Source organism: Mycolicibacterium boenickei, from assembly GCF_010731295.1.
GTDB lineage: Bacteria > Actinomycetota > Actinomycetes > Mycobacteriales > Mycobacteriaceae > Mycobacterium > Mycobacterium boenickei.
The window spans coordinates 5,469,006-5,492,832 of the sequence record NZ_AP022579.1 but is presented as its reverse complement, the minus strand read 5'-3'; the positions used below and the strand labels follow the sequence as shown (position 1 = coordinate 5,492,832).

Below are 23,827 nucleotides of genomic sequence, written 5' to 3'. Positions count from 1 at the left end.
CGTTGTCCGACGACATCGAAGCGATCAAGCAGCTCAAAGCCCGGTACTGCCGGTTCCTGGACACCAAGGACATCGATGCCTGGCGGGGATTGTTCGTCGACGACGTCGTGGTGAAGCTCGACATGGCCGTGTCGACCGGCGGTGCCGATCCGCAGACGGCCCCGCCGCTGACGAGCTTCGACGAGTTCTTTCCCGTGGTATGGGGCGGCGTCGAGCACGCCGCGACGGTGCACCACTGCCACACGCCAGAGATCATGTTGACCTCCGACACCACGGCAACGGGCATCTGGGCGATGGAGGACATGTTGTTCTTCCCTGATGGCAGTGAGTTGCACGGCGCGGGTCACTACCACGAGACCTACGAAAAGCGGGACGGCACATGGCAGATCACGAGTCTGCACCTGACCAGGACGCTGCTGAAGTTCAAAGGCGCTTGACTGGCTGCGTTACGGCGGTGTCTCCGAGACATTCTGATCTGCAACAAGATCCATGGTTTCACCGAACGCCTTGAGGTAGTCGAGCGCGGCCTGCGGGCCGCTGCCGTCCGCGTGGATGACGGCCCAGGTGGCACCGTGGCCCTCCAGTTCGTGCAGCACTCCGCGCCCGTGGCGGATCGAAGCGTCGTCATCGAGATCGATCGGCGGACACACCACCTGGATGTCGACGGAGCGCGGGTCGCGGCCGGCGTCTGCCAGACGGTGGTGCAGGCGTCGGACGGCGGCGCCGAACTGATCGGGATTCTCGATGGCCGTGGTGCGCATCGTCGCCGCCATGCCCGTCGTGGCGATGATCGGCATCCACCCGTTGCCGTGCTCGACCACGCGTCGGATCGCAGCGGCGCCGTTCCCGCCGATCCAGATCGGCGGATGCGGGCGCTGCGCCGGGTGCTGCAGCGAGACTGGCCCCACTGCGGCGAAATCAGCACCGGTAACCGGCATTTCGGGCTCGGTCCAGATGGCGCGCAATGCGGCCAGGGCTTCGTCCAGCAGTTCGGCACGACGCTCCAAGCTGACGCCGACCGCCGCGAACTCGGATCCTAGGTAACCCGCACCGACACCGGCGATGAGCCGACCGCCGGAGATCAGGTCCACGCTGCCGAGGGCCTTGGCCGACAGGTACGGGTTGCGGAACGGGAGCACGTACAGGTTGGTCATCAACCGGATGCGCGAGGTGACTGCTGCCATGAAACTCAGCGCGGCGATCGGGTCGAGCGTGTTGTGTCCACCGTGGTTCCGCCACTTGACCGACGGGGCCGGATGCTCGCTCAGGGCAACGGCGGAGAAGCCCGCCGCCTCAGCGTGGGTGACGACCGCCCGGATGACCTCCGGTTGCAGGAATTCGTCAGGTGCGGTGGGCAGCTCGCTGGGATATTCCAGGGTGTACTTCATCGATCTTCCCGTTTCTGACCGGATTCCGAGACGCTACTGAAAGCGTTACCGTAACATCGATCGCTGATTGTCGACCGAGATGGAGTAGCGATGGATCGCCGGCGGAAAGTACTCGTCATGGGCGCAAGCGGAAACGTCGGGGCCTGCGTCACTCGCCAACTCGTCGAACGAGGCGACGATGTGCGGGTGCTGCTTCGCCGCAGTAGTTCGACCAAGGGCATCGACGGTGTGGACGTCGAACGCTGCTACGGCGACATCTTCGACACCGATGCGGTGGCGGCGGCCATGGCCGACCGGGATGTGGTGTTCTACTGCGTCGTCGACACCCGCGCCCATCTGGCCGACCCGGCGCCGCTGTTCTCCACCAATGTCGAGGGATTGCGCAACGTCCTCGACGTCGCGGTGAACGCTGACCTGCAGCGGTTCGTCTTTCTCAGCACCATCGGCACCATCGCTGTCGGTGACGACGGCGCGACCGTCGACGAGGACACCCCGTTCAACTGGGCCGGCAAAGGCGGCCCGTACATCGAATCCCGCCGTCAGGCCGAAGACCTGGTGCTGACCTACGCCAGGGAACACGGTCTGCCCGCCGTGGCGATGTGCGTGTCCAACCCCTACGGGCCACCCGACTGGCAGCCGAGGCAGGGGGCGCTCGTGGCGATGGCTGCGTTCGGCAAGTTGCCGGTCTACGTGCGCGGCGTCGGCTCGGAGGTGGTCGGCATCGATGACGCGGCCGATGCGCTCATCCTGGCCGCCGAGTACGGCCGGATCGGCGAACGCTACATCGTGTCCGAGCGCTACATGTCCCAGCGGGAGATGTTCACCACGGCGGCCGAGGCGGTCGGTGCGCGACCGCCGCGATTCGGAATACCCATGGCCCCGTTGTATGTCTTCGGCTGGCTCGCCGGCATGTCGAATCGGCTGTTCGGCACCGACTTTCCGATGAACCTCACCGCCGCGCGACTGATGTGGCTCACCTCGCCCGCGGACCACAGCAAGGCGATGCGTGAGCTGGGGTGGAAACCGGCCCCGACCGCCGAATCGATTCGCCGGGCCGCGCAGTTCTACGTCGACCGCAAGAACCGCAACGAGAAGGTCATCGACTTGTGAGCAGCCCCGACTTCGACGCGATCGTCGTCGGCGCCGGATTCTCCGGCTTGTATGCCCTACACCGGCTACGGGAGCAGGGGCTGAGGGTGCAGGTCCTGGAGAAGGCCGACGCCGTCGGCGGCACCTGGCTGGTCAACCGGTACCCGGGCGCACGCTGTGACATCGAGAGCATCGAATACTCATACAGTTTCAGCGATGAGATCCAGCAGGAGTGGGTCTGGACCGAGACGATGCCGGCCCAGCCCGAGATCGAGGCCTACCTGAACTTCGTCGCGGACCGACTCGACCTGCGCCGCGACATCGCATTCGGTACCGAGGTCACTGCGATGACCTTCGACGAGGACAGAACGCTGTGGGCGGTCAGCACCGCCGGCGGGCAAACGCTGCACACCCCTTTCGTGGTGGCCGCCACCGGAATCCTCTCGGTGCCGCTGGAACCCGACATCCCCGGCATGAGCCGGTTCGCCGGCACCTCGCTGTTCACCGGCCGCTGGCCGCGCGAGGAGGTCGACTTCACGGGCAAGCGGGTCGGGGTCATCGGTACCGGATCAACCGGGGTGCAGCTGATCCCGGTAGTGGCCGAGCAGTGCGCACAGCTCACGGTGTTCCAGCGGTCCCCGGCGTTCACCCTGCCGTGGCAGGTGCGCCCGTTCGCGCCCGGGGAGCTCGACGCGCTCAAGACTGACTACGCGGGCATCAGGGCCGCGCAGCGGGAACACCCGGTGGGAGCGGCCCGGCTCAGTGCGTTCTCCGTGCTGCTGGACATGCTGGTGCGGCCGCCGGTGAAATCGGCGACGCCCGAGGAGAAACGACGCGCGGTCGAGGAACACGGCGTCATGGGCGCGCTGAACTGGGGCGATGTCTTCTTCGACATCGATGCCAACCGGACGGCCACCGAGTTGTACGGACAGGCGGTGGCCCGCATCGTGACCGACCCGGAGACGGCGGCGTCGCTGACACCCAGTCACCCGTTCGCCTGCAAGCGGCCGATCATCGACCAGGGTTACTACCAGACCTACAACCGGGACAACGTCACCCTCGTCGATCTGCGCAAGGGCGTCATCAACGAGGTGACGGCGACGGGGATTTCCACCGAGCAGGGCGACTTTGACCTCGATGTGATCGTGTACGCCACCGGGTTCGACGCCATGACCGGCGCGTTGAGCCGGATCGATGTGCGTGGCCGTGACGGGCTGGTGCTGGGGGAGTACTGGTCCAAGGAGGGGGCGCTGTCCTACCTCGGTCTGGCGGTGGCCGGGTTCCCGAACTTGTTCACGATCCAGGGCCCGGGAAGCCCCTCGGCAGCAACGAATTTCGTGGCCGCTCTGGAGCAGCATGTGGAGTGGATAGCGGATTGCATCGCGTACCTGAGAGCCGGTGGGTACTCGACCATCGAGGCAACGCCGCAGGCGCAGGCCGAATGGGTGGAACACACCACGGCGCTGGTGGCACCCACCGTGCTGGTGCATCCGAGCTGCAACTCCTGGTATAACGGCGGCAATGTGCCCGGCAAGAAGCGGATGTACCTCGGATACACCGCCGGCATCCCCGAGTACCGTCGCCGGTGTGACGAGATCGCCGCTGACGGCTACGCCGGGTTCATTGTTGCTTAGGGCTACCCGGATCGCCTGGGAGCTCGGTGGTGTGATGCCCCGCTCGGTGGGCGCACTGGCCGGAGCGGGGGATTGGTGTCCGCTTTCGGTCACCGGTCTGCGTCAGCTCGGTGAGGTTGCCCTCGACGAGCTCGTGGTCACGGGCATGACGCTGGCCGGCCCACCGCCGCAGTTGCCGCGGCCCCTTGGCGAATATCAATGGGCCGCCGACGAACTTGGCGCACTCGGTATCGATGGGGCGCACGCAGAGCCGGATGCATTGGAGGTCAAGAGCATTCGTCCTCGCCGATTCGGCGCACTGACGTTCGACGAGCTGGTCTTCGATCACGAAGCCGCGCTGCCGACCTCGGTGCTGGCCGACGGTCACGGCGGTGTCGCCACCGCCAGGGTGCGGTTGTATCGCTGCGGAGACGATGCCCGCCCGTGGTTGATCTGGATGCACGGGGCGGGTCAGGGTGACTCGATGGATCTGCTGGTCGCACGGGTCCGACGGCTACGTGAACTCGGCTTCAACGTGGCCCTGCCGGTCCAGCCTGGGCACGGGCCGCGCCGCGGGTCATGGCCCGAGTATCCGGCCCGCGATCCGCTGGCCAACATCGCGGGCATGATGCGTGCGGTGTCTGAGGTACGGGCGCTGATCGGCTGGCTCGAACCGCAATCGTCGTCGATCACGGTGGCCGGCCTGTCGTTGGGAAGTGCCGTGGCGGCGCTGGTGTCGCATCTGGACGCCCGAGTCGACGCGGTGGCGTTGTACACGCCGATCCTGAGTCTCAACACGATGATCGGAATGCACTTGGGGCGCTGGGGATCAGCGGGACGGCAGTCGGCGCGGGATTTGCAGTCCACCACGGTAGCGGCGATGACCTCGGTGATCGACCCGCTGCACACCCGGCCCCAGGCTGATCGCCGCCTCATCGTCGGTGCCTGGCACGACCGGATGGCGATGCGCAGTTCGGCCTTGGCCATGCACGAGCAGTGGGGCGGGGAACTCTACTGGCACGACGGCAGCCATGTCGGGCAGCTGTTCTCCGGTGCGGTACAGGATGCGACCGAGCGATTCCTAACGACCGTAGCTTGACGTGATACGGGCGCGCACACAGTCGATCTCGTGGTCGAGATCGTGGTCTTCGGGCAGGACCACCCACTGGAAAGCGATCCCGAAGATCGATCCCGTGATGTCCCGCAGTGCCATGTCGACATCGATATCAGCCCGCAGTGAACCGTCGGCGATACCGGCGTTCAGGCCGGCTTCGATCTTGACCGCGGCCGCGGCCAATTGACTGCGCACGCCCTCGCGCAGTGGCGACGTGGTCTTCACCGCCTCGAACGCCGACACGAACATCGCGCGGGTCACCGCGGCATCCTCGGCGTGAATCTCCTGCACGCGGTCGAAATGTGCCAGCACCTGCTGTAGGCCGGACGCACCCGGTTCAGGATCGGGGTTCAGGCGTGCCACATAGACGTCCTGGAAGGCGTCGAGAATGGCGTCCTTGCTGCCGTAGCGGGCGTGCACCATGGCCCGGCTGTACCCGGCGCGCCGTCCGATCTCGGCAGCAGTCGTTGCTTCCCAGCCCTTTTCGACGATCAACTCGGCGGCGGCTTGCAGCAGTCGGCGTGAAGACTGCTCTACGCGCTCGGGCTGGGTGAGCCCCTGGGTAGGCGAAGGCACCCTTGCATATTAGACGGTCGACAACTAACTTAGTTGCTCAGCGTCAAATTTGTCTGCGGAGGTCAACGATGACATCAGTCGCAGTGCCCGTGTCCGAACCGGTGCCCACAGGCATCGGTGAGGTCACCGCACCCTGGTTGACCGAAGCGCTGGGTGTGCACGTGACGGCGGTACGGGCCGAGCGCATTGCCCTGGACACCGGCTTCTCCGCGGCGCTGTACCGGATCTATCTCAACGGATCTGGCGATGTGCCAAAGACTTTGATCGTCAAGCTGCCGGCTGACTCGCTGGCGCGCGGCGGGATGGAGATGCTCGGCGGCTATCAGCGCGAGTTGTACTTCTACCGGCACATCGCGCCGAATGCGCCCATCGCCACGCCGCGCTGCTACGTGGCGCGGATGTCCGGCCCGGACTTCGTGCTCGTCCTGGAAGATCTGCAGGACTGGGAGAACGCTGACCATCTGGCCGGGCTGTCACTCCCGCGTGCGCAGCTGGCTATTCACCAGCTGGCCGGTCTACACACGTGGTCAGCAGGCGTCGAGGACATTGTGCTGCGGGAATTTCCGAGCATCGACAGCTCGATGACGCGAGACCTGCTCCTGCCCGCCTTCGCGCCCGGATGGCAGCTTTACCGGGACCACAGCGGCCGGCCCGTGCCGGAGTCGGTCGCGTATTTCGCCGAACGGTTCACCGAACTGGCACCTGTCGCGCTGGCCGCACTCTCGGATCGGAACATGTTGCTGCACGGAGACATCCGCGCCGACAACATGTTCTTCCGCGACGACGCGCTCAAGGTGGTCGACTTTCAGCTGACCGTCCGCGGCGCGGGGGCGGCGGACATCGCCTACCTGGTCAGTCAGGGATTGCCCACCGAAGTTCGTCGCGGTCACGACGAGGAACTGGTGCGTGAATACGTCAGCCTGGTTTCCGGATACCCGTTCGACGAGGCCTGGCGGCACTACCGTTTCGCGACCGCCCTGTTGCTGTATATGCCGGTGGTCGCCCTGCTCACCTGGGACGTCGCCCCCGAACGGTCCCGGCAACTGTGTCTCACGCTCATCGACCGCGCCGTCGCGGCCATCGAAGACATCGATGCATTGGAGGTGTTCGCGTGACCGTCCGGACTGCACGTGAGGTCGTGGAGCAATACAACTGGGTGGTCTGGAACGAGAAGGACTTCGTCCTTGCCGACGAACTGTTGGGGGACACCGTCACCCGCCACGACGTCGGTGAGGCGAAGGTGCTCACCCATGAAGAGGCCGTCAACCGGGTGATCGACCACTGGGCGATGTTCGAGTCCATCCGGTTCGATCTGAACCTGATCGTCGCGGGCGACGACGGCGAACATGTCGCGATCGTGTACGAATCCCCGATGACGTTCCCGGACGGCAACGCCATGACGATCAGCAGCATGGAGATCTTCCGCGTTGTCGACGGCCGGATCACCGAAGTGTGGAATTGTGGCTACAAACAAGGAGTTTGGGCGTGACCGACGAGCGCTTGCGCGAGGAGCCGAAATGACCGAACGGGTGCTGGATGAACTTGGCTACTACCTGCTGGCCGGTGCCGGTGGTGAGGGCCCGGCCACGCTGATGGACGAGGCGCGCCGTGGCGAGGAACTCGGCTTCGGTACTGCGTTCATCTCCGAACGGTGGAACGTCAAGGAGGCATCCTCGCTCGTCGGCGCTGCCTGCGCGGTCACGGATCGCATGCAGATCGCCACGGCGGCAACCAATCACAACACCCGCCATCCGCTGATCACCGGATCGTGGGCCACCACGATGCACCGGCTGTCGCGGGGCCGGTTCACCTTGGGCATCGGTCGCGGGATCGCCGCGATGTACAACGCGTTCGGGGTGCCCGCGGTGACCACCGCCCAGATGGAGGATTTCGCGCAGGTGATGCGCAGGCTGTGGCACGGCGAGGTGGTTCTCAACCACGACGGGCCGATCGGCAAGTATCAGGTGCTGTTCCTCGACCCCGACTTCAACGAGGACATCCGGCTGGCGATCGTCGCATTCGGACCGCAGACACTTGCGTTGGGCGGCCGGGAGTTCGACGACGTCATCCTGCACACGTACTTCACCCCGGAGACGCTGCAGCGCGCGGTCAAGACCGTCAAGGAAGCCGCTGAACAGGCCGGCCGGGATCCTGACAGCGTGCGGGTCTGGTCCTGCTTCGCCACCGTCGGCGATCATCTGCCCGAGGAGCTGCGGCTGAAGAAAACCGTGGCCCGCCTCGCCACCTACCTGCAGGGCTACGGCGACCTGCTGGTCAGTACCAACAATTGGGATCCGGCTGTGCTGCAACGATTCCGAGAGGATTCCGTCGTCACGTCGATTCCCGGCGGCATCGACCACAAGGCCAGCGCCGAGCAGATCGAACACATCGCCACGCTGATCCCCGACGAGTGGCTGGAACCGTCGGCCACCGGATCGGCACGCCAATGCGTCGACCGCATCCGCAAAGAGTTCGACTACGGTGCTGACGCCGTGATCATGCACGGGGCCACACCCGACGAGCTGGAGCCGATCGTCACCGAATACCGGGCCAGGTAGGCATCACCGGGAAGCGGAAATAGAACGCAGGCGGCGCGAGGGTGCGCAAACTGTCGGCGGTACACGGCGTGTCGACCGGCAGACGCGCACGCTCGCGGTGCGGGGTTACGGCATGATCAGGGTGCGGGACACCGGCTCGGCGACCGCCTGACGGCTGAAGATGCCATGCTGCAGGGTGACCAGCAGCGCGTTGCGGGTCTCCTCGGGGGAGATGAGCTCATCGAAGCCGAGGTGACCCGCCGACCGGAAGGACGCTTCGAGTTCCATCCGTTTGAGTACCTCGGCGTAGTCCTCGCCGGCGTGGGTCGCGGCGCTCAGCGCGGCCGCGCCCATCGCGCCCATCGTGGCTCCGGGATAGGCGAAGGTGGCCACCTGGTCGTCGAAACCCAAGAGCGACATCACCATCGAGCCGAAGCCGAACGCCTTGCGCAGCGTCACGTGCAGCTTGAGCGTGGTCGCGGCGGTCTGTGCGGCGAACATGCGTGCGCCGCTGCGTAATACCCCGCTGCGCTCGGACTGGCTGCCCGGGAGCATGCCGGGGTTGTCGGCGAGGAACACGATCGGTAGGTGGAACGAGTCGGCGACCGAGATGAAGTGGGCGGCCTTGTCGGCCGCGTCGGCGTCGATCGAACCGGCCATCACCTGCGGTTGATTGGCCACCACCGCAACCGGATAGCCGCCCAGGTGCGCGAGCGCACAGATGATGGCGCGGCCGAACTTCGGCTGGACCTCGAACCAGTCAGGCCGGTCGAAGACCTCGTCGAGCACGGCGCGCATGTCGTAGATGCGGCGGTTGTCGCGCGAAATGATGTCGAGAAGTTCGGGGGTGGGTCGTGGCTCGGCGGTGTCATCGGCGAGGCGGGTGGGCGGATACGACCATGCGCTCGACGGGAAGTAGGACAGGTAGCGGCGGATGTCGTCGATTACGGTCTCGTCGTCCTCGGCGTAGTTGTGGATCACGCCACTCGCCAGTGCGACATTCGGGCCGCCGAGATCTTCCTTCGAGATGTCCTCTCCGGTCGACTCTTTCACCACAGGCGGTCCCGCGGTGAAGATGGCGCCCTGCTGGCTCATGATGGTGAAGTCGCACACCGGCGCCACCAGCGCGCCGTGGCCCGCCGACGGGCCGAGAATCGCCGATACGGTGGGCACCTTCCCTGAGCATTTCGCCTGGGCGATGAGGTCGGTGGGGGTGCGCCCGTAGTGCTCGCCGCTGGGGCGAAAACCGGCGCCCTCCAACAGCATCACCAGCGGAATCTTGTTGCGTAGCGCCAGTTCGGCGAGCCGGTAGCGTTTGGCGTTACCGCCAGGCCCGATGCTGCCGGCCAGTGTGGTGAAATCCTCGGCGCCCACCATCACCGGCGTGCCGTCGACGCGGCCCGAACCGGCGACCAGCCCGTCAGAGGCGATGTCACCGCCGACCAGCGTGCCGAATTCCTGGAAGGTGCCCGGATCGAGCAGCCGCGCGATCCGGGCCCGGGCATCGAGTTTGCCCTTGCCGTGGTGTTTGGCCAGTCGTTCGGGACCACCCATGCCGAATGCGTGTTCGCGCCGGCGGACGAGGTCCTCGAGCGTTTCCTTCCACTCGGGGTCGTTGGTCATTGTGTCTCCACTTCTCGAACCGGCGGTTGGCTTGTAGCCTAACCTCGTTGACCATACTGAATTGCTTACTGTAGCGTCGACCAGGTGGTCAGGTTTTGCGCGGGGGAACAAGCTGGCAAAGGAACGCGCCGCCGATGAGTGAACCGGTTGCCCGCGCCGTCAAGGTTGACCGCGGCATTCCCAGTCGGCTTGCCGAGGTCCCGCAGATCGCCCGCGACCTGGAGGCCCACGGCTACGACGGGTGCTGGACCGGTGAGATCAACCATGACCCGTTCCTGCCCCTGGCCATTGCCGCCGAGCACACCGAGCGGATCCAGATCGGCACCAGCATCGCGGTGGCCTTCGCACGCAATCCGATGACCACGGCCCAGCTCGGCTGGGACCTGCAGACCTACTCGGGTGGCCGTTTCATTCTCGGATTGGGGACCCAGATCCAACCGCACATCGAGAAACGGTTCAGCATGCCGTGGAGTCACCCGGCGCGCCGCATGCGCGAGTACATCGAAGCGCTGCAGGCGATTTGGAGCTGTTGGCGCGACGGGACCAAGCTGCGGTTCGAGGGCGAGTTCTACACCCACAAGATCATGACGCCGATGTTCACCCCGGAGCCGTCGGCGCTGCCGTTCCCCAAGGTGTTCCTTGCCGCCGTGGGTGAACTGATGACCGAAGTGTGCGGCGAGATGGCCGACGGTCTGCTTGCTCACGCGTTCACCACCCGGCGCTATCTCGACGAGGTGACCACGGTGGCGTTGCAGCGCGGCATGGATCGCAGCGGGCGTGACCGCGGTGACTTCGAGCTGTCCTGCCCGGTCTTCCTGGTCACCGGCGCCGACGAACAGGAGATGGCCGCGGCGTCGGTCGCGACCCGCAAACAGCTCGCGTTCTACGGCTCGACCCCGGCCTACCGCAAAGTCCTGGAACTGCACGGCTGGGAAGATCGGCATACCGAACTGCACCGGCTGTCGCTGGCCGGCGAGTGGGACGCGATGGGCCAACTCATCGACGACGAGGTGCTCGGCACCTTCGCCGTGGTGGCCCCGATCCCCGAACTGGCCGCGGCGTTGCGGCGCCGCTGCGACGGCGTCATCGACCGGGTGCTCCCGGGCTTTCCCGCCGCGGTATCCCCGGAAACCGTGAACGCGGTACTGCAGGAGTTTCGCGAATGCCCGCCAGTGAGGAGCAACGTATGACCGTCCGCACCGTCGACGATGTCGCCAGGATGTTCGCCGATCCATCGGCATATGCCGACGAGGCGACATTGCATACGGCGTTGACCCACCTGCGGGCGAACGCCCCGGTGTCCTGGGTCGAGGTGCCCGACTACGCCCCGTTCTGGGCGATCACCAAGCACGCGGACATCATGGAGATCGAGCGCGCCAACGACATCTTCACCAACTCGCCGCGACCGGTACTGGTAACGCGTGAGGGCGATGAGCAGCAGGCCGCGATCGGCATCCGCACGTTGATCCACACCGACGACCCACTGCACCGCGACCTGCGGGCCATCGGAGCCAACTGGTTTCGGCCGAAGGCCATGCGCGCGTTGAAGGATCGTGCCGACGAACTGGCCAAGCGGTTCGTCGACAGGATGGTCGATGAAGGTCCGGAATGCGACTTCGTGCAGCAGGTCGCCGTGAACTATCCGCTGTACATGATCATGACGCTGCTCGGCGTGCCCGAGTCCGACTTCGGGTTCATGCTCAAGCTCACCCAGGAGCTGTTCGGCAGTGACGACGACGAGTTCAAGCGCGGTACCAGCATGGAAGAGCAGGGCATGGCGCTGCTCGAGATGTTCCAGTACTTCACCGAACTGACCGCTTCGCGTCGGGCCGATCCGACCGATGACCTGGCTTCGACGATCGCCAACGCCACCCTCAACGGGGAGCCGCTGTCCGATATCGACACGGTCTCCTATTACGCGATCATCGCCGCCGCCGGCCACGACACCAGCAGCGCCAGCATCTCCGGCGGCATGCACGCGCTACTGCAGAACCCCGACCAACTGGCCCGGCTGCAGAACGACATGAGTCTGATGCCGCTGGCGGTCGAGGAGATGGTCCGGTGGACGACACCGGTCAAGGAATTCATGCGCACCGCGCAGCAGGACTACGAGATTCGCGGTGTGCGGGTCGCGAAGGGCGAGTCGGTGCTGCTGTCCTATGTGTCGGGTAATCGCGATGAGGACGTCTTCGTCGACCCGTTCCGCTTCGATGTCGGGCGAGATCCCAACAAACACATCGCGTTCGGCTACGGTGTGCATTTCTGTCTCGGCGCCGCACTGGCCCGGATGGAGATCAACAGCTTCTTCTCCGAGCTGCTGCCGCGGCTACGGTCCGCTGAACTCGCCGGCGCACCGCAGCACATGGCCACGACGTTCGTCGGCGGGCTCAAGCACCTGCCGGTGCGTTACTCGCTCACATAGGACCGCGAGCAGACGTGAAACCCCCTAAAATCCCGTGATTCCAGGGGGTTTTGCGTCTGCTCGCGGTAGAAGATGACTACTCGGACCCGGAGTTGCCGCGGGCCGCCGCGTGCAGCGCGTCACCGCGGGTGCCCTGCTCGTGATGGCTCAGCGCCTGAATCGAAACATCATGACCCTCAGCGGCTTTACGCAGCGCGCCGACGGTGGCCTGCTCCCGTGAGATGTGGGTGAACGGATCGAACGAGTACCAGCGCATGGCGTTCTCGTGCGTCATCTTGTTGATCTCGTCGTCCGGCACGTTGTTCTCGGTCAACACGTCCCACAACTCCTCGGGGGCACCCGGCCACATCGAGTCGCTGTGCGGGTAGTCGGCTTCCCAGGCGATGTTGTCGACGCCGATCTTGTCGCGCAGGGTCACGCCGACCGGGTCGGAGATGAAGCAGGTCAGGAAGTGCTCCCGGAACACCTCGCTGGGCAGCTTGCCGCCGAAGTTCTGATGGGTCCAGGTCGAGTGCATCTCGTAGGTCCGGTCGACGCGCTCCAGGAAGTAGGGAATCCAGCCCGTGCCGCCCTCGGACAGCCCGATCTTGAGATCGGGGTAGTCCTTGATGGGCTTGGACCACAACAGGTCCGCGGCGGCCTGCACGATGTTCATCGGCTGCAGGGTGATCATCACGTCCAGCGGTGCGTCGGGTGCGGTGATGGCCAGCTTGCCCGACGAGCCGATGTGCACGTTGAGCACAGTGTTGGTGTCGCACAACGCCTTCCACAGCGGAGTCCAGTAGTCGTCATGGAAGCTGGGGTAGCCCATCGCTGCTGGGTTCTCGGTGAACGTCAGCGCGTGCACGCCCTTCTTCGAGACCCGGCGCACCTCATCAGCGCAGGCCTCGGCGTCCCAGATGACCGGCAGCGCCATCGGAATGAAGCGCGCCGGATAGGCGCCGCACCATTCGTCGATGTGCCAGTCGTTGTAGGCCTGCACCAGCGCCAGCGAGAACTCCGGGTCCTCGGTCGCGAACAAGCGTCCGGCGAACCCGGGGAAGGACGGGAAGCAGATCGAGCCGAGGATGCCGCCGGCGTTCATGTCCTTGACGCGCTCATCGACGTTGTAGCAACCCTTGCGGATCTCGTCGAGGCCCTGGGGTTCGAGCCCGTACTCCTCCTTGGGGCGCCCGGCGACCGCATTCAACGCGACGTTGGGAATGACGATGTCGCGGAACTGCCAGGTGTCGCTGCCGTCAGGGTTGTGCACCAGACGTGGTGCCTCGTCGGCGTACTTCTTCGGCAGGTGGTTCTTGAACATGTCAGGTGGTTCGACAATGTGATCGTCCACGCTGATCAGGATCATGTCGTCTTTGTTCACGAACCCGCTCCATTCATGACGGCCTTACCGTAATGGCAACAGTTTAGCCCGGGTGCCAACCTCAGAGCCAGACGATGGACAGATTGCCCGGTCAGCAGCAGCGTGCGCCGGGATTGGCCTCCGTATTGCGGTGCCGCATCTTCCAATAATCCCGCTCGGACAGCACCGGCTCACCGGGATGGGTGCGTTCCCGGTGAGCGACGTAGCGCCGATAGTGGTTGTCGCCCATCAATGTTGACCAGTACCACCCGACGTGGCGTGCGGCCTGGCGTGTGCTCCGGGCAAGGCGTCCCACTGCTTCTGCACCTCCTTCTCGACCGAGGTGGCGATCAATCCTGACGGGGCGAAGATGCGCGACGGCACCTCCTCGTCCACCGCCAGCGGCCGGCCGGCGCCGCGCAGTGCCTGCAGTGCCATCACCACGCCCGCGATGAATACGATGAGCACCAGTACCGCGAACACCACCGACAGGGTGCCTTGGATGAACGTGTTACGAATGACCGCATCGATCTGATCGGGGTTCTTCGCCGCGCCGAAGGTGGACTTACCGGCCTCCTGAGCCGCGACGTACTGCGAATGCTGCTTCCAGTAACCGACTTTCGGGTCAGCGGAGAAGATCTTCTGCCACGACGCCGTCATCGTCACGGTCAGATCCCACAGCAGCGGAACACCTGGAATCCAGGCCCACTTCACCAATCCGCGTTTGATCACCACCACGGTGACCACCGTCAGCGCGATCGCGGCCAATAGCTGGTTGGCGATGCCGAACAGCGGGAACAAGGTGTTGATGCCGCCCAAGGGGTCGGTGACGCCCATCAGCAGAATCGAACCCCACGCGGCGACGACGATGACGCTGCAGGCCCAGGCGCCCGCCCGCCAGCTGGGGTTGCGGAGTTTCTTCAGCGGCCCACCGAGATTGCCCAGGCCGTCCGACAGCATGAACCGCGCGACACGGGTACCCGCATCGACCGTGGTCAGGATGAACAGCGCCTCGAACATGATCGCGAAGTGGTACCAGAAGGCCTTGAGGCTCGCTCCGCCGAAGACCTGGTGCAGCACCTCGGACATGCCGAACGCCAGGGTGGGTGCGCCGCCGGTGCGCGACACGATCGAATGTTCGCCGACGCCTTCGGCTGCCGCGGTGATCTCCTGAGCGGTGATGGGCTGCCCGGACAGGCCAAGGCCGTTGACGTAGTCGGCGGCGGTCTGCGCGGTGGTGCCGGTTTGTGCCGTCGGCGCATTGATCGCGAAGTACAGATGCTGGTTGAGGATCGCCGCGGTGATCAGCGCCATGATCGCGACGAACGACTCGGTGAGCATGCCGCCGTAGCCGATCAACCGCATCTGGCTTTCCTTCTCCAGCAGCTTGGGCGTGGTGCCCGAGGAGATCAGCGAGTGAAAGCCCGACAGCGCGCCGCAGGCGATGGTGATGAACAGGAACGGGAACAACGAGCCGGCGAACACCGGGCCGGTGCCGCTGGTGGCGAACTGCGAGATCGCCGGTGCCTGCATCACCGGCCGGGCGATCAGGATGCCGACGGCCAACAGGGCGATGGTGCCGACCTTCATGAACGTCGACAGGTAATCACGCGGAGCCAGCAGGAACCACACCGGCAGCACCGACGCGGCCAGGCCGTAGATGATGATGCACCACGACAGGGTGACCTTCGAGAGCGTGAACCAGTCCGCGCCCCAGGATGTTTCGGCCACCCAGCCGCCGGAGACCACCGCGAGCAGCAGCAGTGCGACACCGATGAGCGAGACTTCCGAGACCCGCCCGGGACGCAGGAAGCGCAGGTACAGGCCCATGAAGATGGCGATCGGGATGGTCATCGCGATCGAGAAGACGCCCCAGGGGCTTTCGGCCAGCGCATTGACCACCACCAGGGCCAACACGGCCAGCAGGATCACCATGATGACCAGCACACCGACGATGGCCGCCACACCACCGACCACGCCGAGCTCGTCGCGCGCCATCTGCCCGAGCGAGCGGCCGCGGCGGCGCACCGAGATGGACAACACCAGGTAGTCCTGGACGCAGCCGGCCACGACGGCGCCGATGATGATCCAGATCGTGCCGGGCAGATAGCCCATCTGCATGGCCAGCACCGGGCCGACCAGCGGGCCCGCACCGGCGATCGCGGCGAAGTGGTGACCGAACAGCACCCGCCGGTCCGTCGGCATGTAATCCGTGCCGTTGTCGAAAAGCTCTGCCGGAGTGGCATTGTCGTCACGCGGCCGGACGATCTTCATCTCGATCAGCCGGGCGTAGAACCGGAAGCCGATCACGTAGGTGCAGATCGCGGCGATCACGAACCAGACCGCGTTGACGGTCTCCCCGCGGAAGAAGGCGATCACCGCCCAGGCCACCGCGCCCAGCACCGCGACGATCGCGAAGATCGCCTTGTGCTTGGCCGTGATCGGAGAGCGGTCGATGATCGCCACCGGCGGAAGGTCTTTGTCGGTGCGGATATAGGTGACGTCGCCGTCGTGCTCCTCGATGCGGTCCGCCGGTGGGGCGTCCGGTGTTGCCACGGTCTCTCCTCGCTCGCCCTGTGTCATACGCGTCGTGATGATCTTTTCATCGAGCCAAAGCGTGTGGCATCGAATCCCGGTTTCCGAACCGTAGCCGGGAATCCGGGCGCAGGTCAGGTGAGGTAGGCGCGCACCGCGTCGATCGTGTCTGCCTGATCCGGGGTCTTGTCGTCCCGGTACCGCAGCACCCGCGCGAAACGCAGGGCAACCCCACCCGGATAACGGCTCGACCGCTGGACGCCGTCGAAGGCGATCTCCACGACCTGCTCTGGACGGACCGTCACCACCCAGCCGTTGTCGTCGACCTGCAGTTGGGTGAAGCGCTCGGTCTGCCACGCCAGCATCGCGTCGGTCATGCCCTTGAATGTCTTACCCAGCATCACGTATCCGCCGGTGTCCGGGTCCCGGGCACCCAGGTGAATGTTGGACAGCTTGCCGCTGCGCCGCCCCGACCCGCGTTCGACGGCCAGCACCACCAGGTCCAGCGTGTGCACCGGTTTGACCTTGAGCCAGCCGGCGCCGCGGCGGCCGGCCTCGTAGGGCGCCGACGGGGACTTCGCCATCACTCCCTCGTGGCCGGCCCCTAGGGTGCGGTCCAGGAACTGCTGCGCCACGTCCGCGTCGGTGGTGACGACGCGGTCGACGCTCCGGTCTTGTGGAACCAGTGCGTCCAGGGACGCCAACCGCTGTTCGGTGGGCAGATCGAGCAGATCCCGGCCGTCGACGTGGAGCAGATCGAAGAAGAAGACCGACAGCGGTTCGAGATCGTTCGGCGTCTTGCGGCCGAACCGGGCGGCGGTGACCTGAAAGGGGTGCGGGCGTCCATCGGGCCGCAGGGCGATGGCCTCGGCGTCCGCGATCAGATCGGTGGCCGACAACGCGAGCGTCGCTTCGACCACCTCGGGCAGTCGGTGGGTGACGTCGTCGAGGCTGCGGGTGTACACCGACACCTTCGATCCATTGCGATGGATCTGCACGCGGGCACCGTCCAGCTTGGCCTCCAGAATCGCGGTACCGCCGAGCCGTTCGAGCGCATCGGCGACACCTGTCGCGGTCTGGGCGAGCATCGGCCCGACCGGGCGACCGACCTGCAGCTGGAACTCGGTCAGGGCGGATCGGCCGCCGGTCAGCGCTGCGGCGGCCACCGCGGGCAGATCGCCGGCGAGCATGGCCGCGCGCCGGACCTCGGCTACGGGGACGCCGGATGCCTTGGCCACCGCGTCGGCCATCACCCCGGCCAGAGCGCCCTGACGTAGTTCACCGCCCAACAGACGCCGGAGGAAGGTCTGTTCGGCGTCGGTGGCTGCCGCGAACAGGGTGCGCACCGAATCGGCGCGCAGAGCTTGTGAGCCCTTGCCTGCGATTCCCTTGATCTCGGTGAATGCGGTGTCGACGCCGGTGATGGTCAACGTCGGGACCTCTGCGGGCGTCGGAAGTGAACGCAATGCGGCCCACCCGACACCGATCTGACGCTGCGGCAACTCGCCGGACAGCCAGGACACCGTCACCGCCACCGCCAGGGCGTCACCGTCCGCCGCGGTCGCGGCGAGCAGGGTGGCAATGCGGTCGATCTTGGCCAACCGCGCCGAGGCCCCGGCAATATCGGAGGATGCGGACGCGACGTCGGCGAGCAACACGTCCTCAGCGTGCCACGGGGGTCAGACACCCTCCGGGGTTTGACCGAGGAGTTGCATCAACACCGCGGCCTGCGATTGCAGGTCCGCAGCCCGTTCGTGATGTCCGTTTGCGATGTATTCGTCGGCCGCCGTGCGCCGTTCATCGACCTCGGCCTGGACAAGAGCGCGAATCTCGGCGTCGCTCAGCACCCGGCGGGCGACCTCGGTCGAGCCCACCCCTGACACGGCCCCGGCGATCGCTCCGCCGATGCGGGTGTCGGTCTGATCGGCCTGTGGCGTCTCGGCATTGTCGATGGCGCTCAGCGCCGATCGGATCGCGGAGACGCTGCTGGTGTCGCGGGCCTTCCGTGCCGACAGCAGGGACTGGCGGAGTCGGTCGCGCCATTGCTCGGCGGGGGTCATGGCAGGCGAACCTATTCGGTCTCGGTGGCGGCGTCGAGTGATTTACGCACGCTCGTCGACGACGAGCGTGCGCTGCGTGTCGACAGAATCCGGCGTGTCGGGGGACAAACACGCACCGTCGCGGTGCAAGGGGTGGCCCAGGGGACCAGCGCATCGAACCCGAAAGGCTTACGGGAAGGCTCGATGAGATAGGTTGCTTTACGATTTCGGTCATTTTTGGAAAGGGAGCTAGATGGAGATCGAAGGCAAGAAGGCGATCGTCGTCGGCGGCGCGTCCGGCTTTGGCCGCGCCACCGCCGAGGCATTGGCCAAGCGCGGCGCCAGCGTGGCAGTGCTGGACCGACCGCAATCCAAGGGCCAGGAAGTGGCCGACGCGATCGGTGGCTCCTTCTTCGCCGTCGACGTCACCGACTTCGACGGCACCGAGAAGGTGCTGGAAGAGGCCGTCGCGGCCTTGGGCGGCCTGCACATCATCGTCACCACCGCAGGTGGCGGCATCGGTGAGCGCACGATCAAGAAGGACGGCCCGCACAGCCTGGATTCGTTCCGCTCCACCATCGACCTCAACCTGATCGGCACGTTCAACATCAGCCGGCTCGCGGCCTGGCACATGAGCAAGAACGAGCCGGTCGATGCCGAGGCAGAGGAGCGCGGCGTCATCATCAACACCGCCTCCATCGCCGCGTTCGAAGGGCAGATCGGCCAGGTCGCCTACACCGCCTCCAAGGCCGCGATCGCCGGCATGTGCCTGACCATGGCGCGCGACCTCGGCAGCCTGGGCATCCGGGTCCTGGCCATCGCGCCGAGCCTGTTCGCCACCGGTCTGACCGAGGGCATTCCCGACGAGTTCGCCGCCGTGCTGACCAAGGACGCCGCATTCCCCAAGCGTCTGGGCAAGCCCGAGGAGTACGCCAAGCTCGCTGTGGCGATCGCCGAGAACCCGATGCTCAACGGCCAGTGCCTCCGTTTGGACGCCGGTCAGCGATTCGCCCCCAAGTAGAGTGAATTCCGGCGTGATCGAGGGCGCGCCCGCGTCACCGATCACGCCGGAATCGCATACCGGGAGGCGTGATGGCGACCATTGCAGACCAAGTCATCTCCGCACTGACACTGAGCGGGGTACGGCGGGTCTACGGCCTTCCCGGTGACAGCCTCAACGGCTTCACCGACGCCATCCGCCGCAGTGGCGAGATCACCTGGCAGCACGTCCGGCACGAAGAGACCGCGGCGTTCGCGGCGGCCGCCGACGCGGCACTGACCGGTCAGTTGGCCGTGTGCGCGGGCAGTTGCGGCCCGGGCAACCTGCACCTGATCAACGGACTGTTCGACGCGCAGCGCAGCCGCGTGCCCGTGCTGGCCATCGCCGCCCACATTCCGCGTACCGAGATCGGGTCGGAGTACTTCCAGGAAACCCACCCGCAGGAGCTGTTCCGTGAGTGCAGCATCTACTGCGAACTGGTCAGCACTCCTGAGATGGCACCGCGCATCCTCGAGATGGCGATGCGGGCAGCGGTCGAGGAAAACGGTGTCGCCGTCGTCGTCATCCCCGGCGAGATCTTCCTGCAGCGTGCGGGGGAGACCGGATGGACCACGCGCCCGGTGCGGCCCACCCGGTCGATCGTGCGTCCCGACGACGAATCGGTGCGCCGCGCCGCCGACATCCTCAACGCCGCCGAGCGAGTCACCATCCTGGGCGGCGCGGGCGTGGCCGGTGCCCACGACGCCCTGATCGAGCTGGCGTCGACCCTGCAGGCTCCGATCGTTCACGCACTACGCGGCAAGGAATTCATCGAGTACGACAACCCGTTCGACGTCGGCATGACGGGACTGCTCGGCTTCGCCTCCGGCTACAAGGCCATCAAGGAGGCCGACACCCTGTTGATGCTGGGCACCGACTTCCCGTACCAGCAGTTCTATCCAGAGGGTGCCACCGTCATCCAGGTCGACATCCGCGGTCGCCACCTCGGCCGCCGCACGCCGATCGATCTGGGCTTGCGCGGCAGCGTCGCCGACACCCTGGCCGCGTTGCAGCCGCTGTTACGGCCGAAAAACAATCGCGACCACCTCGACCGGTCGCTGCGCCATTACCGCAAGACCCGCGCCACGCTCGACTCGCTGGCCGTCAACGACCGCGACAAGACCCCGATCCGGCCGGAATATGTTGCTGCTCTTGCCAACCGGCTGGCGTCCGACGACGCGGTGTTCACCTGCGACGTCGGGTCCCCCGTGGTGTGGGCGGCCCGGTACCTGACCATGAACGGGCGGCGCAGGCTGATCGGGTCGTTCAACCACGGCACCATGGCCAATGCGCTGCCGCACGCGATCGGCGCGCAGACCGCGTTCCCCAACCGGCAGGTGGTCGCCCTGGCCGGGGACGGCGGACTGACCATGCTCTTCGGCGAGCTCGTGACGCTGATCCAGAACAAGCTGCCGGTCAAGCTGATCGTGTTCAACAACTCGTCGCTGAACTTCGTGGAGCTGGAGATGAAGGCCGCAGGCATCGTCACCTTCGGTACCGAACTGGTGAACCCGGACTTCGCCGCCGTAGCTCAGGCCATGGGAGTATTCGGCAGGCGGGTCACGGAACCGGCAGACCTCGAACGCGCGATCGCCGATGCCTTCGCCCACGACGGCACGGCCGTCATCGACGTCCACACCGCGCGCCAAGAACTGTCGATACCGCCGGCGATCACCGTCGAACAGGCAAAGGGATTCTCGCTCTACGCGATCCGCACCATCCTCGCCGGGCGCGCCGATGAACTCCTGGACCTCGTCACCACCAACGTCGCCCGTCGCATCCTGGACTGATGACTCAGGCCGGGCGGGGAATCACCGCGGCCGTGCTCTGGCCCAGCCATTTCGGGATCGCTCGGCGGACGTCGGCGGATCCCGACAGCGCGACACTGCCGTCGAGCACGGCGCGGGCCCAGCCGGCGTCACCGCGCCAGATCTCGACCAGGGTGCGCAGATCGGTCTGCACGGTCCCGGCCACCTCATAACCAGGATCGAAATCGCAGACGTCGGCCTCGCCGTCGCTCACCGTCAGCCACCACCGCGACGCCTTGGGTTCGACGCCGTCGAGGATGAACGCGACCGTGGTACGTGAACGCGGCCACTCGGCGATGGGAATGGTGCGGCGCATGTCCCACATCAGCAGGTGCGGATCGAGATCCTGCTCGCCGAGTTCGCCGATCCAGCGCACTCCCCACGAACCGAGCGCGTCGACCACGTCGGCGAGTTCCTGCCCGCACGGGGTCAGGGAATAGCTTGTCCGCCCGTCGATCTCGATGCGTTCGATCACTCCGGCGCGGGTCAGCGACTTCAGTCGTTTCGACAGCAGGGCCGGTGACATCTTCGGTACCCCACGCCGGAGGTCGTTGAAGTGTGCGCTGCCGCGCAGGAGTTCCCGGACCACCAGCAAGGTCCAGCGTTCGTCGAGCAACTCCATGGCCTTGGCCACGGGACAGAACTGGCCGTACGTCGACATCGGCGATCTACCTCCCCGAAGAGTGCGGTGTCATAAGTACACCGCTGTCGGGGCCCGGAAGCCAGTACAGATTCAGAACCGGGGTCGCTACAGATCTGGTACTGGATTTGCCGCACCGGGCGAGATCACGATGAACACCATGATCACTGACAGCGAACTTGAGGCCAAACACCGGGCGCTGTGGGCGCTGGGTGACTACGCGGCGATCGCCGCCGATATCGTGCGACCACTGGGCCCGGTACTGGTCGCGGCCAGCGGCATCGGGCCCGGCGACCGCGTTCTCGACGTCGCGGCCGGCACCGGCAACGCCGCCATCCCCGCCGCGGCGGCGGGCGCGCGCGTGACCGCCAGCGACCTGTGCCCGGAACTGGTCGAAGAGGGCCGCCGCCTCAGCGCGGAGGCCGGAGTCAGGATCGACTGGGCCGAGGCCAACGCCGAGGCGTTGCCATTCGATGACGCCTCGTTCGACGCCGTGCTGTCCTGCATCGGGGTGATGTTCGCTCCGCACCATCAGCAGGCCGCCGACGAACTCCTGCGGGTGACCCGCCCGGGTGGGCGGATCGGCCTGATCTCCTGGACCCCAGAGGGTTTCATCGGGCAACTGTTCGCCACGATGAAGCCGTACGTGCCCGCGCCGCCGCCCGGGGTGTCCCCGCCGCCGAGGTGGGGAGACGAGGACTACGTACGTGGTCTTCTGGGTGAGCGGGTCGGCGAGTTGACCTGTGAGCGACGGGAACTCGACGTCGCGTTGTTCCCCGACGGAGCGGCCTTCCGCGACCACTTCAAGGCCAACTACGGCCCGACGATCTCGGCCTACCGGGCCATCGCCGCCGACGCCGACCGCGTTGCGGCACTGGACGCCGACATCGCCGCGCTCGGCGACCGGTTCCTCGACGGTGCCTCGATGCCCTGGGAATACCTGCTGACAGTGGCGAACACCCACTGAGCGGAGCAGGCAGCTGGCACCATGGCTGCATGCCCGACCATGTTCAGGAATTGCCGACACTCAGTGCCACCGACCAGGACGCCATCGGGCGCTGGCTGCGCGACCAGCACATCGGCACAACCTTGACCGATGTGGCGCCGCTGACCGGGGGAACCCAGAACATCGTGGTGGGCATGAGCGTCGACGGCCGCCGAATGGTGTTGCGGCGGCCGCCTTTACATCCCCGACCCACCAGCGACAAGACCATGCTGCGGGAAATCGCGGTGCTGCGCACCCTGGCGGGCTCGGCCGTACCGCATCCCGGTTTCATCGCCGCGTGTACCGACCTCGACGTGATCGGCGTGGTGTTCTACCTGATGGAGGAGGTCGACGGGTTCAATCCGGGTACAGATGTGAGCCCGGAGTACGCGGACGACGCCGATCTGCGCTACCGCGTCGGCCTGTCGTACGCCGGGAGTCTGGCCGAACTGGGCAACGTCGTCTGGGAGAACAGCGAACTCGCCGCCATCCGCCGGCCCGGTTCCTTTCTGGCCCGGCAGGTTCCGCAGTTCCTGGGTCTACTCGACAGCTATCGGCACGAGCGATACTCGCCCGAGTCGTTGAGCGGCGTGGGGGAGTTGGCGCAGTGGCTGGAGGACAACCGCCCGCCCGACGCCGAACCCGGCATCATGCACGGCGACGCCCACCTCAACAACGTCCTGCTGCGCCGGGACAAGCCCGAGCTCGCCGCGTTCATCGACTGGGAGATGTGCACGATCGGTGATCCCTTGCTCGATCTCGGGTGGATGCTCGTGTGCTGGCCCGACGAACCGAATCCGATCAACGCGGGGTCGACACTGGCCGCCCTCGGTGGTCTGGCCCACCGCAGTGAACTCATCGAGGCCTACCGTTCGGCCGGCGGGCGTCAGACCGACCGGCTGGATTGGTATGTGGCGCTGGCCTGCTTCAAACTCGGCATCGTCATCGAAGGCACCTGGTCGCGGTACCTGGCCGGGCGGGCCAGCCGCGATGCCGGTGAGCAACTGCACGCCTCGGCCGAGAACCTTCTCGCACTGGGGGCACGGGTCACCAAGGGGGACAACCCGTTCGAGTGAG

22 protein-coding genes are annotated in these 23,827 nt (G+C 66.1%); 13 read left to right on the top strand and 9 right to left on the bottom strand.

Features of this window, described 5'->3' with window-relative positions; all coding sequences use genetic code 11:
• Positions 1-2 precede the first annotated feature (2 nt).
• Positions 3-437 carry a nuclear transport factor 2 family protein gene (locus G6N57_RS26275; protein ID WP_077743790.1) on the top strand — a complete coding sequence of 145 codons (435 nt, stop codon included), beginning with the start codon at positions 3-5 and terminating at the stop codon, positions 435-437.
• 9 nt (positions 438-446) lie between these two features.
• On the opposite strand, the gene G6N57_RS26270 is transcribed toward G6N57_RS26275, so the two are convergent.
• Positions 447-1,388, bottom strand: coding sequence for a TIGR03619 family F420-dependent LLM class oxidoreductase (locus G6N57_RS26270; protein WP_077743791.1), 942 nt, complete (start codon positions 1,386-1,388; stop codon positions 447-449).
• Between the two features lie 90 nt (positions 1,389-1,478).
• On the opposite strand from G6N57_RS26270, the gene G6N57_RS26265 reads away from it, so the two are divergent.
• From G6N57_RS26265 to G6N57_RS26255, 3 genes are read left to right on the top strand one after another with little or no spacing between them, the layout of a single operon-like run.
• Positions 1,479-2,498: an NAD-dependent epimerase/dehydratase family protein gene (locus G6N57_RS26265; protein ID WP_077743792.1), complete on the top strand. Its 1,020-nt coding sequence runs from the start codon at positions 1,479-1,481 to the stop codon at positions 2,496-2,498.
• The gene (locus tag G6N57_RS26260; RefSeq protein WP_077743793.1) at positions 2,495-4,111 is read left to right on the top strand and encodes a flavin-containing monooxygenase; all 1,617 of its coding nucleotides are present in this window, start codon (positions 2,495-2,497) and stop codon (positions 4,109-4,111) included. Before G6N57_RS26265 ends, G6N57_RS26260 begins: the two co-directional genes overlap by 4 nt.
• A 34-nt stretch (positions 4,112-4,145) precedes the next feature.
• Positions 4,146-5,189 carry an alpha/beta fold hydrolase gene (locus tag G6N57_RS26255; RefSeq protein ID WP_077743794.1) on the top strand — a complete coding sequence of 348 codons (1,044 nt, stop codon included), beginning with the start codon at positions 4,146-4,148 and terminating at the stop codon, positions 5,187-5,189.
• Here the strand turns inward: G6N57_RS26255 and G6N57_RS26250 are convergent.
• Positions 5,172-5,780, bottom strand: coding sequence for a TetR/AcrR family transcriptional regulator (locus G6N57_RS26250; protein ID WP_077743795.1), 609 nt, complete (start codon positions 5,778-5,780; stop codon positions 5,172-5,174). The two genes, G6N57_RS26255 and G6N57_RS26250, sit on opposite strands and share 18 nt — an antisense overlap.
• 68 nt (positions 5,781-5,848) lie before the next feature.
• Between G6N57_RS26250 and G6N57_RS26245 the strand changes: the two genes are divergently transcribed.
• From G6N57_RS26245 to G6N57_RS26235, 3 genes are read left to right on the top strand one after another with little or no spacing between them, the layout of a single operon-like run.
• Positions 5,849-6,895 carry a phosphotransferase gene (locus G6N57_RS26245; RefSeq protein WP_077743796.1) on the top strand — a complete coding sequence of 349 codons (1,047 nt, stop codon included), beginning with the start codon at positions 5,849-5,851 and terminating at the stop codon, positions 6,893-6,895.
• Entirely contained in the window at positions 6,892-7,269 is a 378-nt protein-coding gene (locus tag G6N57_RS26240) for a nuclear transport factor 2 family protein (protein WP_077743797.1), read from the top strand. Before G6N57_RS26245 ends, G6N57_RS26240 begins: the two co-directional genes overlap by 4 nt.
• Positions 7,270-7,297: 28 nt before the next feature.
• The gene (locus tag G6N57_RS26235; RefSeq protein ID WP_077743798.1) at positions 7,298-8,338 is read left to right on the top strand and encodes a TIGR03857 family LLM class F420-dependent oxidoreductase; all 1,041 of its coding nucleotides are present in this window, start codon (positions 7,298-7,300) and stop codon (positions 8,336-8,338) included.
• Positions 8,339-8,443: 105 nt separating this feature from the next.
• Here the strand turns inward: G6N57_RS26235 and G6N57_RS26230 are convergent, their stop codons facing one another.
• Positions 8,444-9,940, bottom strand: coding sequence for an acyl-CoA carboxylase subunit beta (locus G6N57_RS26230; RefSeq protein ID WP_077743799.1), 1,497 nt, complete (start codon positions 9,938-9,940; stop codon positions 8,444-8,446).
• Positions 9,941-10,074: 134 nt separating this feature from the next.
• On the opposite strand from G6N57_RS26230, the gene G6N57_RS26225 reads away from it, so the two are divergent.
• Both G6N57_RS26225 and G6N57_RS26220 read left to right on the top strand, forming a co-directional pair.
• Positions 10,075-11,130, top strand: a complete 1,056-nt coding sequence (locus G6N57_RS26225; protein ID WP_077743800.1) for an LLM class F420-dependent oxidoreductase — start codon at positions 10,075-10,077, stop codon at positions 11,128-11,130.
• Positions 11,127-12,362, top strand: coding sequence for a cytochrome P450 (locus tag G6N57_RS26220; protein WP_077743801.1), 1,236 nt, complete (start codon positions 11,127-11,129; stop codon positions 12,360-12,362). The genes G6N57_RS26225 and G6N57_RS26220 overlap by 4 nt, the downstream gene beginning before the upstream one ends.
• Before the next feature lie 76 nt (positions 12,363-12,438).
• Here G6N57_RS26220 and G6N57_RS26215 read toward each other — a convergent pair whose 3' ends face one another.
• From G6N57_RS26215 to G6N57_RS26195, 5 genes are all read right to left on the bottom strand, one after another.
• On the bottom strand, positions 12,439-13,725 hold the full coding sequence (locus tag G6N57_RS26215; protein ID WP_077743802.1) for an amidohydrolase family protein: 1,287 nt from the start codon (positions 13,723-13,725) through the stop codon (positions 12,439-12,441).
• 91 nt (positions 13,726-13,816) lie between these two features.
• Positions 13,817-13,954, bottom strand: a complete 138-nt coding sequence (locus tag G6N57_RS26210; RefSeq protein ID WP_216615863.1) for a CstA-like transporter-associated (seleno)protein — start codon at positions 13,952-13,954, stop codon at positions 13,817-13,819.
• Entirely contained in the window at positions 13,954-16,260 is a 2,307-nt protein-coding gene (locus G6N57_RS26205; protein ID WP_077743904.1) for a carbon starvation CstA family protein, read from the bottom strand. The genes G6N57_RS26210 and G6N57_RS26205 overlap by 1 nt, the downstream gene beginning before the upstream one ends.
• Before the next feature lie 113 nt (positions 16,261-16,373).
• Positions 16,374-17,897 (bottom strand): ATP-dependent DNA ligase, encoded by a 1,524-nt coding sequence (locus G6N57_RS26200; RefSeq protein WP_077743804.1) that lies wholly within the window; start codon positions 17,895-17,897, stop codon positions 16,374-16,376.
• 21 nt (positions 17,898-17,918) lie between these two features.
• Entirely contained in the window at positions 17,919-18,299 is a 381-nt protein-coding gene (locus tag G6N57_RS26195; protein ID WP_077743805.1) for a GatB/YqeY domain-containing protein, read from the bottom strand.
• Positions 18,300-18,531: 232 nt separating this feature from the next.
• On the opposite strand from G6N57_RS26195, the gene G6N57_RS26190 reads away from it, so the two are divergent.
• Both G6N57_RS26190 and poxB read left to right on the top strand, forming a co-directional pair.
• Positions 18,532-19,299 carry an SDR family NAD(P)-dependent oxidoreductase gene (locus tag G6N57_RS26190; RefSeq protein ID WP_064880808.1) on the top strand — a complete coding sequence of 256 codons (768 nt, stop codon included), beginning with the start codon at positions 18,532-18,534 and terminating at the stop codon, positions 19,297-19,299.
• A 71-nt stretch (positions 19,300-19,370) separates the two neighbouring features.
• Positions 19,371-21,107, top strand: coding sequence for a ubiquinone-dependent pyruvate dehydrogenase (gene poxB / locus G6N57_RS26185; RefSeq protein WP_077743806.1), 1,737 nt, complete (start codon positions 19,371-19,373; stop codon positions 21,105-21,107).
• A gap of 4 nt (positions 21,108-21,111) precedes the next feature.
• Here poxB and G6N57_RS26180 read toward each other — a convergent pair whose 3' ends face one another.
• A complete protein-coding gene (locus G6N57_RS26180; protein WP_077743807.1) occupies positions 21,112-21,786 on the bottom strand; it encodes a winged helix-turn-helix transcriptional regulator in 675 nt (224 codons plus the stop codon).
• A gap of 130 nt (positions 21,787-21,916) precedes the next feature.
• Here G6N57_RS26180 and G6N57_RS26175 point away from each other — a divergent pair, with 130 nt between their 5' ends.
• A complete protein-coding gene (locus tag G6N57_RS26175; RefSeq protein ID WP_097925999.1) occupies positions 21,917-22,732 on the top strand; it encodes a class I SAM-dependent methyltransferase in 816 nt (271 codons plus the stop codon).
• Between the two features lie 29 nt (positions 22,733-22,761).
• The gene (locus G6N57_RS26170; protein WP_077743809.1) at positions 22,762-23,826 is read left to right on the top strand and encodes a phosphotransferase family protein; all 1,065 of its coding nucleotides are present in this window, start codon (positions 22,762-22,764) and stop codon (positions 23,824-23,826) included.
• The last annotated feature ends 1 nt before the right edge of the window (position 23,827 follow it).

What these genes read in the sequence shown, in the direction of transcription:
- G6N57_RS26265 (WP_077743792.1), top strand. Translation starts at nt 1,479, where the DNA reads ATGGATCGCCGGCGGAAAGTACTCGTCATGGGCGCAAGCGGAAACGTC.
- G6N57_RS26255 (WP_077743794.1), top strand. Translation starts at nt 4,146, where the DNA reads ATGCCCCGCTCGGTGGGCGCACTGGCCGGAGCGGGGGATTGGTGTCCG.
- G6N57_RS26235 (WP_077743798.1), top strand. Translation starts at nt 7,298, where the DNA reads ATGACCGAACGGGTGCTGGATGAACTTGGCTACTACCTGCTGGCCGGT.
- G6N57_RS26225 (WP_077743800.1), top strand. Translation starts at nt 10,075, where the DNA reads ATGAGTGAACCGGTTGCCCGCGCCGTCAAGGTTGACCGCGGCATTCCC.
- G6N57_RS26190 (WP_064880808.1), top strand. Translation starts at nt 18,532, where the DNA reads ATGGAGATCGAAGGCAAGAAGGCGATCGTCGTCGGCGGCGCGTCCGGC.
- G6N57_RS26245 (WP_077743796.1), top strand. Translation starts at nt 5,849, where the DNA reads ATGACATCAGTCGCAGTGCCCGTGTCCGAACCGGTGCCCACAGGCATC.
- G6N57_RS26220 (WP_077743801.1), top strand. Translation starts at nt 11,127, where the DNA reads ATGACCGTCCGCACCGTCGACGATGTCGCCAGGATGTTCGCCGATCCA.
- G6N57_RS26175 (WP_097925999.1), top strand. Translation starts at nt 21,917, where the DNA reads ATGAACACCATGATCACTGACAGCGAACTTGAGGCCAAACACCGGGCG.
- G6N57_RS26210 (WP_216615863.1), bottom strand. Translation starts at nt 13,954, where the DNA reads ATGGGCGACAACCACTATCGGCGCTACGTCGCTCACCGGGAACGCACC.
- G6N57_RS26230 (WP_077743799.1), bottom strand. Translation starts at nt 9,940, where the DNA reads ATGACCAACGACCCCGAGTGGAAGGAAACGCTCGAGGACCTCGTCCGC.
- G6N57_RS26195 (WP_077743805.1), bottom strand. Translation starts at nt 18,299, where the DNA reads ATGACCCCCGCCGAGCAATGGCGCGACCGACTCCGCCAGTCCCTGCTG.
- poxB (WP_077743806.1), top strand. Translation starts at nt 19,371, where the DNA reads ATGGCGACCATTGCAGACCAAGTCATCTCCGCACTGACACTGAGCGGG.
- G6N57_RS26170 (WP_077743809.1), top strand. Translation starts at nt 22,762, where the DNA reads ATGCCCGACCATGTTCAGGAATTGCCGACACTCAGTGCCACCGACCAG.
- G6N57_RS26270 (WP_077743791.1), bottom strand. Translation starts at nt 1,388, where the DNA reads ATGAAGTACACCCTGGAATATCCCAGCGAGCTGCCCACCGCACCTGAC.
- G6N57_RS26180 (WP_077743807.1), bottom strand. Translation starts at nt 21,786, where the DNA reads ATGTCGACGTACGGCCAGTTCTGTCCCGTGGCCAAGGCCATGGAGTTG.